The sequence below is a fragment of the Paraburkholderia hayleyella genome (assembly GCF_009455685.1).
Taxonomy (GTDB): Bacteria; Pseudomonadota; Gammaproteobacteria; order Burkholderiales; family Burkholderiaceae; genus Paraburkholderia; species Paraburkholderia hayleyella.
Genome location: NZ_QPES01000001.1, coordinates 2,082,899 through 2,094,277, shown reverse-complemented (window position 1 = coordinate 2,094,277; position 11,379 = coordinate 2,082,899). Strand labels below are relative to the sequence as shown.

10 protein-coding genes are annotated in these 11,379 nt (G+C 60.4%); 6 read left to right on the top strand and 4 right to left on the bottom strand.

The annotated features are described in order from the left end of the window. Positions 1–62 precede the first annotated feature (62 nt). The 5 genes from GH657_RS09280 (at position 63) to GH657_RS09260 (ending at position 5,018) form a co-directional block, all read left to right on the top strand. The gene (locus GH657_RS09280; protein WP_153100423.1) at positions 63–1,394 is read left to right on the top strand and encodes a homoserine dehydrogenase; all 1,332 of its coding nucleotides are present in this window, start codon (positions 63–65) and stop codon (positions 1,392–1,394) included. A gap of 12 nt (positions 1,395–1,406) precedes the next feature. Continuing rightward, positions 1,407–2,858 carry a threonine synthase gene (thrC, locus tag GH657_RS09275; RefSeq protein ID WP_153100422.1) on the top strand — a complete coding sequence of 484 codons (1,452 nt, stop codon included), beginning with the start codon at positions 1,407–1,409 and terminating at the stop codon, positions 2,856–2,858. A 90-nt stretch (positions 2,859–2,948) separates the two neighbouring features. Then, complete coding sequence (locus GH657_RS09270; protein WP_153100421.1) at positions 2,949–4,232, top strand: molybdopterin molybdotransferase MoeA; 1,284 nt, start codon at positions 2,949–2,951, stop codon at positions 4,230–4,232. 37 nt (positions 4,233–4,269) lie between these two features. Next, positions 4,270–4,527 carry a molybdopterin converting factor subunit 1 gene (moaD, locus tag GH657_RS09265; protein WP_153100420.1) on the top strand — a complete coding sequence of 86 codons (258 nt, stop codon included), beginning with the start codon at positions 4,270–4,272 and terminating at the stop codon, positions 4,525–4,527. An 8-nt stretch (positions 4,528–4,535) separates the two neighbouring features. Then, entirely contained in the window at positions 4,536–5,018 is a 483-nt protein-coding gene (locus GH657_RS09260; protein WP_153100419.1) for a molybdenum cofactor biosynthesis protein MoaE, read from the top strand. A gap of 78 nt (positions 5,019–5,096) precedes the next feature. On the opposite strand, the gene GH657_RS09255 is transcribed toward GH657_RS09260, so the two are convergent. Then, entirely contained in the window at positions 5,097–5,633 is a 537-nt protein-coding gene (locus tag GH657_RS09255; RefSeq protein ID WP_153100418.1) for a group III truncated hemoglobin, read from the bottom strand. Positions 5,634–5,847: 214 nt separating this feature from the next. On the opposite strand from GH657_RS09255, the gene clpB reads away from it, so the two are divergent. Next, entirely contained in the window at positions 5,848–8,445 is a 2,598-nt protein-coding gene (gene clpB, locus GH657_RS09250) for an ATP-dependent chaperone ClpB (RefSeq protein ID WP_153100417.1), read from the top strand. A gap of 70 nt (positions 8,446–8,515) precedes the next feature. Here clpB and GH657_RS09245 read toward each other — a convergent pair. The 3 genes from GH657_RS09245 to GH657_RS09235 all read right to left on the bottom strand — a co-directional run bounded on the left by GH657_RS09245 (position 8,516) and on the right by GH657_RS09235 (position 11,200). Beyond that, positions 8,516–9,876 (bottom strand): IS3 family transposase gene (locus GH657_RS09245; RefSeq protein ID WP_153099652.1). Its coding sequence is split into 2 segments (ribosomal slippage): positions 8,516–9,406 and positions 9,409–9,876, totalling 1,359 coding nucleotides; the frame shifts between segments, so codons are not numbered across the junction. A 117-nt stretch (positions 9,877–9,993) separates the two neighbouring features. Then, the gene (locus GH657_RS09240; protein ID WP_153100416.1) at positions 9,994–10,461 is read right to left on the bottom strand and encodes a YidB family protein; all 468 of its coding nucleotides are present in this window, start codon (positions 10,459–10,461) and stop codon (positions 9,994–9,996) included. A gap of 163 nt (positions 10,462–10,624) precedes the next feature. Next, positions 10,625–11,200: a ComEA family DNA-binding protein gene (locus GH657_RS09235; RefSeq protein ID WP_153100415.1), complete on the bottom strand. Its 576-nt coding sequence runs from the start codon at positions 11,198–11,200 to the stop codon at positions 10,625–10,627. Positions 11,201–11,379: the final 179 nt, after the last annotated feature.

Genomic DNA, 11,379 nt, shown 5'->3' with positions numbered 1-11,379 from the left:
TCCGCCTTCCGCCTTTTACACCCGCTTTTTAATCGACACTTTTAACTGACACGACACGCTGCATGGAACCAATCAAAGTGGGATTGCTGGGCTTCGGCACAGTGGGCAGCGGCACCTTCACGGTACTGCGCCGCAATCAGGAAGAAATCAGGCGCCGCGCCGGACGCGGCATCGAGGTTACCCGCATCGCCGTGCGCAATCCGGCCAAGGCCCTGGCGGCGCTGGGGGATGCGGCTGGCAGCGTCGCGCTCACCGACGATTTCGCCGCGCTGGTGGACGACCCCACGCTGGATATCGTCGCCGAGATGATGGGCGGCACGAGCCTGGCCCGTGAGCTGGTGCTGCGCGCGATCGCCAATGGCAAGCACATCGTGACAGCCAACAAGGCGCTGCTGGCTGTGCATGGCAATGAAATCTTCGAAGCCGCGCACGCCAAAGGCGTGATGGTCGCCTTCGAGGCGGCCGTGGCGGGCGGTATTCCGATCATCAAGGCGTTGCGCGAGGGGCTGAGCGCGAACCGCATCCAGTACATCGCCGGCATCATCAACGGCACGACGAACTACATCCTGTCCGAGATGCGCGACCGCGGCCTTGATTTCGCCACTGCACTCGAGGCGGCCCAGGCGCTTGGCTATGCCGAAGCCGATCCGACGTTCGACATCGAGGGCGTGGACGCCGCGCACAAGGTGACCATCATGAGCGCCATCGCGTTTGGCGTGCCGGTTCAGTTCGAGCGGGCGTATATCGAAGGAATTAGCGATCTGGACGCCATCGACATCCGCTATGCCGAAGAGCTCGGTTACCGCATCAAGCTACTGGGCATTACGCGCCGCACGGCGGAGGGTATCGAGCTGCGGGTGCATCCGACGCTGATTCCCGAAAAACGTCTGATCGCCAATGTCGAAGGCGCGATGAACGCGGTGGTGGTGCATGGCGATGCGGTTGGCACGACGCTTTATTACGGCAAGGGCGCGGGGGCCGAGCCGACCGCTTCTTCCGTGGTGGCCGATCTGGTGGACGTCACGCGGCTGCATACCGCCGACCCCGAGCACCGGGTGCCGCATCTCGCGTTTCAGCCTGACCGGCTTTCCAGCACACCGATCCTGCCGATTGAAGAAATCAGCAGCAGTTACTACTTGCGCTTGCGGGTGGCAGACGTGGCGGGTGTGCTGGCCAGCATCACGCGCATTCTGGCCGATGCGGGCATTTCGATCGACGCCTTGCTGCAAAAAGAGTCCGAGCAGGTGGACGATCATGGCAAGGGCGAAACCGACCTCATCGTGCTCACGCACGAAACGCGCGAAAAACACATTAACGCCGCGATCCGCACCCTCGAAGCGCTCACCACGGTTGTCTCAAAGGTGACCCGGTTGCGCATGGAAGCACTGAACTAGGTCCCAGGTCTCATGAACTATCTCTCGACGCGCGGCGCCGGCGCCCATGAGCGCCATACGTTTTCCGACATCTTGCTGGGCGGGCTGGCGCGTGACGGTGGCCTTTACCTGCCTGCCTCCTATCCCCGGATCGCGGCTGACGAGCTGGCGCGCTGGCGCACGCTGCCGTATGCCGATCTGGCCTTTGAAATTCTCTCGAAGTTCAGCGACGACATCCCGCCTGACGATCTGCGTGCCCTGACGCGCCGCACCTATACGGCGCAGACGTATTGCAACGTGCGCCACGGCGAAAACGCCGCGCAGATCACGCCACTGCGTACGCTCGGCGTCGAACAGGGCGCGCCGCTCGCGCTGCTGGAACTCTCCAATGGCCCGACGCTCGCGTTCAAGGACATGGCGATGCAACTGCTGGGCAACCTGTTCGAGTACACGCTGGGCCAGCACGGCGAGACGCTGAATATCCTCGGCGCGACGTCCGGCGATACCGGCAGCGCTGCCGAATACGCCATGCGCGGCAAGCGGGGCGTGCGCGTCTTCATGCTGTCGCCGCACAAGAAGATGAGCGCGTTTCAAACCGCGCAGATGTACAGCCTGCAAGATCCGAACATCTTCAATCTGGCTCTCGAAGGGGTTTTCGACGATTGCCAGGACATCGTCAAGGCCGTGTCCAACGATCACGCCTTCAAGGCGCAACACCGCATTGGCACGGTCAACTCGATCAACTGGGCACGGGTGGTGGCGCAAGTCGTCTATTATTTCAGCGGCTATTTCGCGGCGACGCGCTCGAATGACGAGCGGGTGTCGTTTACCGTGCCATCGGGCAATTTCGGCAATGTATGCGCGGGCCATATTGCGCGGATGATGGGGCTACCCATCGAAAAACTGGTCGTCGCCACGAACGAAAACGACGTGCTCGACGAGTTTTTCCGCACCGGGGTGTATCGCGTGCGCAAAGCCGCCGAGACCTGGCACACCAGCAGCCCGAGCATGGATATCTCGAAGGCATCCAATTTCGAACGCTTTATCTTCGATCTGCTGGGCCGCGATCCGGCGCGGGTGTTGCAGTTGTTCCGCGATGTCGAGGAAAAGGGCGGTTTCGATCTGGCGGCGAGCGGCGATTTTGCCCGCGTGCAGGCGTTTGGTTTCGTTTCCGGGCGCAGCAGTCATGCGGATCGTGTTGCCACGATCCGTGATGTGTTCGGGCGTTATCAGACGATGATCGACACGCACACGGCCGATGGCGTGAAAGTGGCGCGTGAACATTTGCAGCCCGGTATTCCGATGATCGTGCTGGAGACAGCGCAGCCGGTTAAATTTGGCGAGACCATCCGCGAGGCGCTACAGCGTGAGCCAGAGCGGCCAGCGGCCTTCGTCGGGCTGGAGGCGCTGCCGCAACGCTTCGAAGTGCTGGCGGCTGACGTGCGCCCGGTCAAGGCGTTTATTGCCGCGCATACAGGGCAATAAAGGGGCGGGGCGGCGCTTTCTTCATCCGCGCCAGCCACGGCTACAATGACTGCTTTGCCCAACTTGCCCAACGGGCTTCCTCGCATATCCATGCCTTCGACCCATCCTGCCACCGCTGGCGCTGCGTTACGCTCAACCGCCGAAGCCCTGAAGGCATTGCTGGACGCCGCCGTCCCGCTCGGTGGCAGTGAATCCCTGCCTACCCTTGAGGCGCTCAACCGCGTGCTGGCTAGCGATGTCGTTTCGCCGCTCGATGTGCCGCCCATGGCCGTTAGCGCGATGGATGGCTATGCGGTGCGGGTCGCCGACCTGCTGCATGGCGAGCGCCGTTTGCCGGTGTCGCAGCGCATTGCCGCCGGGCACCCCGCACAGCCGCTCGCGCCAGGGACCGCCGCGCGAATCTTCACGGGGGCCACCGTGCCGCCAGGGGCCGAAGCCATCGTGATGCAAGAGCAGACCGAGGCCGATCCGCTTACCCACGAAGTGAATTTTCTGCATACACCGCAAGTCGGTGAATGGATTACGGCACAAGGCGCGGATATCCAGCGTGGCACCGTTATCCTGCCCGCAGGCACGCGTTTGACGCCTCAGGCGTTGGGGCTGGCGGCGTCGGTGGGCTGCGCCACGCTCGCTGTGACACGGCGCGTCAGGGTGGCGGTGTTTTTTACCGGCGATGAACTGACGATGCCCGGCGAGCCGTTGCAACCGGGTGCGATCTACAATTCAAACCGTTTTACCCTGCGCGGGCTCCTGCAGAACCTCGGCTGTGCCGTGACCGATTACGGCATCGTGCCCGATCAGCTTGACGCGACACGGGCGGCGCTGCGTGAGGCCGCGGAGGCGCATGACCTGATCCTGACGTGCGGTGGCGTCTCGGTGGGCGAAGAAGACCACGTGAAACCGGCTGTCGAAGCGCAAGGGCATCTTGCGTTATGGCAAATCGCGCTCAAGCCCGGCAAGCCGCTTGCGTTTGGCGCGGTGCGCCGCAGCGCCGCCGCGGGCGCATTGGGTCATTCGGACGCAACTTCGGGCGAAACGTTTTTTATTGGTTTGCCAGGCAACCCGGTCTCGAGCCTCGTCACCTTCTTGCTGTTCGTGCGTCCGTTCGTGCTGCGGTTGGCGGGCGCCCGCGTTGTGACGCCTCGCGCGCTGTCGCTGCGGGCGGATTTCACGCAGCACAAGGCTGACCGGCGCAATGAGTTTTTACGCGCCCGGGTCAACGCAGCAGGCGGGCTTGAGCTGTTTCCTGACCAGCGCTCGGCGGTGCTGACCTCGGCGGTCTGGGGCGATGGCCTGATCGACAACCCGCCGCATCACGCGATCAGCGCGGGTGAGACGGTGCGTTTCATTCCTTTTTCTGAATTGCTGAACTGATAACCGGCTACGGGCGCGAGCGCGTGGACATTCTCCGATGAAGATCCATTTGAAATACTTTGCCAGCGTGCGTGAGGCGCTCGGCTGTTCCGACGAAACGCTGAGCGTACCTGACGGCATCGCCACGGTGGGCGATGTGCGGGACTGGCTGCGCCTGCGCGGCGGCGCCTGGGCCGACACCCTGGCCGAAGGCCGGCCATTGCGCATGGCTTGCAACCATGTCATGACGGACGCCAGCCGGCGCATTACCGAGGGCTGCGAAGTGGCATTTTTTCCGCCGGTCACGGGCGGTTAGGACGGGCGATGACAGTTCGAGTCCAGACTGAAGATTTCGATCTCAGCGCCGAAGCCGGTGCACTGCGTGCCGCGAATCCACAGGCGGGTGCGCTCGCCTGCTTCGTGGGCCTGGTGCGTGATCTCAACGAGGGCAGTGCGGTGCATTCGATGACGCTGGAGCATTACCCCGGCATGACCGAGCAGGCACTGGAGCAGATTGTTGCCGCCGCGCAGTTGCGCTGGCCCGGAATTGACGTGCTGATCGTGCATCGCGTCGGCCCACTGGCGCCCTCCGCGCAGATCGTGCTGGTGGCGACGACAGCAGCGCATCGCGGCGATGCGTTTGCCTCGTGCGAGTTCGTGATGGATTTTCTGAAGACACAGGCGCCATTCTGGAAAAAAGAAGCGACTCCAGAAGGCGCACGCTGGGTGGATGCCCGCGTGAGCGACGACACGGCATTCGCCCGCTGGGGCGTGGCGCCGGACGACAACGGCGGCGCCCAGAACTGAAACCCTGACTTGACCTCTCACCCCTCGGCCGCGATGAACGGCATGAAAGGTGGGCCGGCTGGGACGGGCCCGTGCGTGCTACCCGCGCGGCTTGCCGTGCCGGAGTGCGTGTTCATGCGCCTGTTGATGCTCAGGCGAACGTTCACGCGGGGCGATATGCGCGAGCAGCGCTTTTTGCTCTTCAGGAATGACGTAATTCCAACCGAAACGGCTTAATTGCAAGCTTTGCGCAATACGCAGCGCGGGTTCCATGAAGCGCACAGCGGCAGCGGGTTCGTAGCGTGATTCGACGGTTGCGAGAAACAGGAACAGCCACTGGCTGAAATGCTGCGGCTCGATGCCAGAGAGCGGCTGGTGTACTTGCTGAACGTTGCCGCGATACTGCTTTGACCCGAGGACGAGGCTCGTCCAGAAGGCGCACATTTTGGGCAGATGGGCGTCCCAGCGGCCCGCGAGCGTTTGCTCGAACACCGGGCCTAATAATGGATCGGCGCGCACACGGTCATAGAACGCGTAGACCAGTTCACGAATATTGGCTTCCGTGGGTTCGGCGTGGCGGGGCAAGCTCGAGGCCAGGGCCAAGGCCGAAGAGGCGGCAGGCAAGGTATCAGTCATTGCACAGGAACACGGATCAGGAAGGCGCCCGTGGGCGTTAAACAACGGGCAATAGCGAGCTGCCAGCAGGGACGCCAGCAGGGACGCTAGCAGGGACATCACACACCAACTGCCCGGCCAAGCTAGCACGCAATGCAATGAAACAAAAATAAATGCTTGAAACTCGCATCATGCGCCTCATTTGGTGGTTATTCGTTACAGGAGATCGCTGCACATGAGAATAGACAAGCTTACTACCAAGTTTCAGGAAGCACTGGCCGATGCCCAAAGTCTGGCCGTCGGCCACGACAATCAATACATCGAACCGGTTCATTTGCTCTCGGCCCTGCTGGCCCAGCAAGACGGTTCCGCGCGTTCGCTGCTGGCTCACGCGGGCACCCAGGTTGCAGCGCTGCAAACGGCGCTGGATGACGCCATCACACGGCTGCCGCAGGTTCAGGGCACGGATGGCAACGTGCAAGTCAGCCGTGAGCTGACCGGGCTGCTGAACCAGGCCGACAAGGAAGCTCAAAAGCTCAACGATACTTACATCGCCAGCGAGATGTTCCTGCTGGCGCTGGCTGACGACAAGGGCGAAGCCGCCCGTCTGGCGCGCCAGCACGGCCTGACGCGCAAGGCGCTGGAAGCGGCGATTACCGCCGTGCGGGGTGGCGCGCAGGTGAATAGCCAGGATGCCGAGAGCCAGCGCGAAGCCCTCAAGAAATACACGGTCGATCTGACCGAGCGCGCCCGCGCGGGCAAGCTGGACCCGGTGATTGGCCGCGATGACGAAATTCGCCGCTCGATTCAAATCCTGCAACGCCGTACCAAGAACAACCCGGTGCTGATCGGCGAGCCTGGCGTGGGTAAAACAGCGATTGTCGAAGGCTTGGCGCAGCGCATTGTCAATGGCGAAGTCCCTGAGTCGCTCAAGGGCAAACGGGTGTTGTCGCTCGATATGGCGGCGCTGCTCGCGGGCGCGAAATATCGCGGTGAGTTCGAAGAGCGTCTGAAGGCGGTGCTCAGCGATATCGCCAAGGATGAAGGCCAGACCATCGTCTTCATCGATGAAATTCATACGATGGTGGGCGCGGGCAAGGCCGAAGGCGCGATGGATGCGGGCAACATGCTCAAGCCCGCGCTCTCGCGCGGCGAGCTGCACTGCGTGGGCGCGACGACGCTGGATGAATACCGCAAGTACATCGAAAAAGACGCCGCGCTCGAACGCCGTTTTCAGAAGGTGCTGGTGGATGAGCCGACGGTCGAGGCGACCATTGCCATCCTGCGTGGTTTGCAGGAGCGCTATGAGTTGCACCACGGCGTGGATATCACCGATCCGGCGATTGTCGCTGCCGCCGAGCTCTCGCATCGCTACATCACCGACCGCTTTTTGCCGGACAAGGCGATCGACTTGATTGACGAAGCCGCGTCCAAGATCAAGATGGAAATCGATTCGAAACCCGAAGAGATGGACCGTCTCGATCGCCGCCTGATCCAGTTGAAGATCGAACGCGAAGCCGTCAAGAAAGAAAAGGACGAAGCTTCGCAAAGGCGTTTGCAGCTCATCGAAGAAGAAATCGAGCGGCTCAACCGTGAGTATTCCGATCTCGAAGAAATCTGGATGGCCGAAAAGGCGGCGGTGCAAGGCAGCGCGCTGCTCAAGGAAGAGATCGAGAAAACCCGCGCCGAGATCACCCGTTTGCAGCGCGAAGGCAAACTCGAAAAAGTGGCCGAGCTGCAATATGGCACGCTGCCCCAGCTTGAAGCGCAACTCAAGCAGGTAACCCAGGCCGAGGCGAGCGAGCAGAACAACCCCGCGCGCCCGCGGTTGCTGCGCACCCAGGTGGGGGCGGAAGAAATCGCGGAGGTGGTATCGCGTTCAACGGGCATTCCCGTGTCACGGATGATGCAAGGCGAGCGCGAAAAACTGCTGCAAATCGAAGAGAAATTACACGAGCGGGTGATTGGTCAGGACGAAGCCATTACGGCGGTGGCGGATGCGATTCGCCGCTCGCGTGCCGGGCTGGCCGATCCGAACCGGCCGTATGGTTCCTTCCTGTTTCTCGGCCCGACTGGCGTGGGTAAAACCGAGCTATGCAAGGCGCTGGCCTCGTTTTTGTTCGATTCGGAAGATCATCTGATTCGTATCGACATGAGCGAATTCATGGAAAAGCATAGCGTCGCGCGTCTGATTGGCGCGCCGCCAGGCTATGTCGGTTATGAAGAGGGCGGTTATCTGACGGAGGCCGTACGGCGCAAGCCCTATAGCGTGATCTTGCTCGATGAGATCGAAAAGGCGCATCCGGACGTGTTCAATGTGCTGCTCCAGGTGCTGGATGACGGACGCATGACCGATGGCCAGGGGCGCACGGTCGATTTCAAGAACACGGTCATCGTGATGACGTCGAATCTTGGCTCGCACGTGATTCAGTCGATGGTTGGTCAAACGCAGGAGGCGGTGAAGGATGCGGTCTGGGAGGAGGTCAAGCTGCATTTCCGGCCTGAGTTCCTGAACCGGATTGATGACGTGGTGGTGTTTCATGCGCTCGACCGTTCGAATATCCAGTCGATTGCGAAGATCCAGCTACAGCGGTTGCACGACCGGCTGGCGAAGCTCGATATGCAGCTTGTCGTCTCTGACGCGGCGCTGGAGCATATCGGCAAGGTGGGCTATGACCCACTCTTCGGCGCCCGGCCACTGAAGCGGGCGATCCAGCAAGAGATCGAAAACCCGATCGCCAAGCTGATCCTGTCTGGCCGGTTTGGTCCGAAGGATGTGATTCCGGTGGATCTGAAAAACGGTGAGCTGGTGTTTGAGCGCAATGTGCACTAAGCGTTAGCGCGTATTAAAAAGTCAAGGGCAGCGGAGTGGTGAACTGACCCCGTAAAGTTGGACGGTTAAGTTATGCAGCTAAGGGCTGAGTTCTGTACTGCACAGGACTCAGCCCTTTTAGCTTTAGCTTGATGCGCTCGTGGTTGTAGTAGTGGATGTAGTTAGCAATAGCGCTGCGCAGTTGCTCCACATAATCGAAGCGGGCCAAGCGAAAGCACTCTGATTTGAGGGTTCCGAAAAAGCTCTCCATCGCGGCATTATCCAGACAATTACCTTTGCGTGACATGCTTTGCACCAAACCTCGCTTGGCGAGCCGCTCCCGGTAGGCGCGCATTTGGTAAGCCCAACCTTGATCGGAGTGCAGCATCGGCGTTTGGCCGCGCGACAGGCGTCTAAATGCCTTATCTAGCATTCCCTGGATGAGTGCAAAATCCGGGCGTTCGCTACTTTCCCAAGCGATGATTTCGCCGTTATAAAGATCCAAAACCGGCGATAGATATAGTTTCTTGCCACCGACGTTAAATTCCGTGACGTCCGTCACCCATTTCTCATTGGGCTTGCTCGCCTCGAATTGGCGCTTGAGCAAGTTCGGCGCGACTCGACCGAGTTCTCCGCGGTACGAGCGATACTTCTTGGGCCGTACCAGCGATTTGAGTCGCAATACCGACATCAAACGCTGCACCGTCTTGTGATTGACTAAGCTGCCGTCCTTTCGCAGGGCCGCCGTCACACGGCGATAGCCGTAGCGGCCCTTATGTCGAGCGAATATCTGAGAAATCCTGGCTTTAAGCTCGGCATGATGATCCCCGGCTTTGCGTGCAGCCATCTGGTAATAGAACGTGCTGCGCGCCAAGCCTGCAATGCTTAACAGTGCCCCGAGCGGATGATGCTCGCGCAACACGCTCACCGCTTGCGCTTTTTCTTTGGCGCTGTCTGCTCCTTGGCCCGGAGCAGCTCGTCCAACTTTTTTAGGTACGCCACCTCCGCGCGCAGGTATTCGATTTCTTTGAGCAAGTCTTCGCGTGGGCGCTCATCGCCTGGCGTCGTCGGTTGGGTGTGCTGTTTGGGCTGTGACATCTTGGGTGGCCGCCCCCTGGGGCGCGGCTTGAGGGCTTCGAGACCGCCCTCATGATACTGGCGCTCCCAGCGGCTCACACTATTGGCCTCGCGCAAGTCGAATACCGCACACGTGTGTTGGTACGACAGTTCGTGACGCCACATATGCTGGAGCACCGACATTTTGAACTCTGCGCTATACGTTTCGTGCTTCTTGCGAAGCCCGGCCTCACCATGTTGCCGAAAAGCGCCCACCCAGCGCCGCAACACCGAATAGCCAATTCCGTGCTTCTGACTCACGTGCCGCAAACCGCCTCGACCATCTAAATACTCCTGAACCACCTGGAGCTTAACCGCCTCGTCATACTTCGTCATGAAAAAACCCCCAACGATTGGAGTTATGTCCAACTCTTGGGGTCAGTTCAGATTCCGCTGCCCTTTTTTATTGCCACGGTGATAAGGCGCCCACCGCTTTAAGCGCCAAGCCGCGCTTTAAACGCTCTTGTCCGCGTCATTCTTGTCCGCTTCGCCCTTGCCGCCGAACAGCGAAGCGAGGCCCCCCAGGCCGCCTAGCGCGCCGAGGATGGCGCTGGGGTTGAGCTTGCCTTCATCGGCGACTTCGCCATTGGGCGTCGCGGCGTTGACCACATGGGGCAGGACTTGCGACAGCAGGCCCGTGACCTGATCCGGCTGAACCCCTGCCTTGGCGGCAAGGCCATTGACCGTGTCCGACCCCAGCACGTTTTGCAGCATGCCGCTGGCAATCGGCAGGTTGGCGCCGTTGCTGACCCAGGACTTGATGATGTCGCCTGCGCCTTTTTCATGGAATTGCTGGATCAGGCCGTTCAGGCCACCTGGCTGGTTGTTCACGAACTCGAGCGCTGTAGTGATCAACGCTTGCTTGCTGCCGCTTTCGGGCGATTTGCCGAGCAGGGAACCGAGGGTGTCGAGTAGGCTCATGAGGATTCTCTTGAATCAAGTGCCAATGCAGGCTGCACATCGGCGAGAGGAGACGATGCCGTGTAGCCGGAGCGGCTGCACGGCGCTGGATCAGCGCTTTAAGGCAATTCAAGCATGCTGTTGTTCATCGGGCGCTTCGGTTTCAGGGGTTGAGGGTTTTGAGTTATGTCGCTGAATCCGCTGTGGCTGAGGCGGCTTTACTCTTCTTGGCTTTTTTGGTTTTTTTCGGTTTTTGGGCTGGGCTGTCCGATGCGGTTGCATCGGCGTTTGCCGTATCGTCAGAAGCCGTTGACTTGGCTTTCTTCGATTTTTTCCGGGGTTTCTTGTTGCTGTCAGCGGGTTCGCTGGCGCTTGCCGAGGTGGCCGGTTCTGCCGTGGTAGCCGTGTCAGGAGCGGACGCGGTGGCTTTATGCGTGGTCTTTGTCGTGCTGTGGCCTGGTGTCGAGGCCTTGGCGCCACTCGGCGGTGCGGATGAGCCGTTCACGGTTAGCCCTTCTGCTGCGAGGTTGGCGCCTGATTGCGTGCCAATGCCCTTGATACGGTTCGCCAGATCATCGGCGTCCTTGAAGGGGCCGTGCTGCTTGCGTTCATCAATAATCGCTTTAGCGTAGACCGGGCCAATACCCTTGACGGATTCGAGTGCGGCCTGGTCGGCAGAATTGACTTCAACAGCAGAGGCGAATCCGGCTGACATCGACAGGACCAGCGCAGCGCATAACAGTAATAGTTTTTTCAGCATGGCAAGGGCTCCATTGAGGATAAAACGGACGTGAAAATGAAATGTGAACAGGCAGCTTATCGAGCCGGATTATCCAGGCTATTTATCCGGCTGAAGAACCCAGCCGGATTGTTTCATCACGAATGGCATTCAGGCCTGGTCATTGGGATCTAGCATAGGATAATCTGCACACTATATTA

Bases quoted from the DNA above. Each gene is read 5' to 3' on its own strand.
- clpB (WP_153100417.1), top strand. From the start codon at position 5,848: ATGAGAATAGACAAGCTTACTACCAAGTTTCAGGAAGCACTGGCCGAT.
- GH657_RS09270 (WP_153100421.1), top strand. From the start codon at position 2,949: ATGCCTTCGACCCATCCTGCCACCGCTGGCGCTGCGTTACGCTCAACC.
- GH657_RS09280 (WP_153100423.1), top strand. From the start codon at position 63: ATGGAACCAATCAAAGTGGGATTGCTGGGCTTCGGCACAGTGGGCAGC.
- thrC (WP_153100422.1), top strand. From the start codon at position 1,407: ATGAACTATCTCTCGACGCGCGGCGCCGGCGCCCATGAGCGCCATACG.
- GH657_RS09235 (WP_153100415.1), bottom strand. From the start codon at position 11,200: ATGCTGAAAAAACTATTACTGTTATGCGCTGCGCTGGTCCTGTCGATG.
- moaD (WP_153100420.1), top strand. From the start codon at position 4,270: ATGAAGATCCATTTGAAATACTTTGCCAGCGTGCGTGAGGCGCTCGGC.
- GH657_RS09260 (WP_153100419.1), top strand. From the start codon at position 4,536: ATGACAGTTCGAGTCCAGACTGAAGATTTCGATCTCAGCGCCGAAGCC.
- GH657_RS09255 (WP_153100418.1), bottom strand. From the start codon at position 5,633: ATGACTGATACCTTGCCTGCCGCCTCTTCGGCCTTGGCCCTGGCCTCG.
- GH657_RS09240 (WP_153100416.1), bottom strand. From the start codon at position 10,461: ATGAGCCTACTCGACACCCTCGGTTCCCTGCTCGGCAAATCGCCCGAA.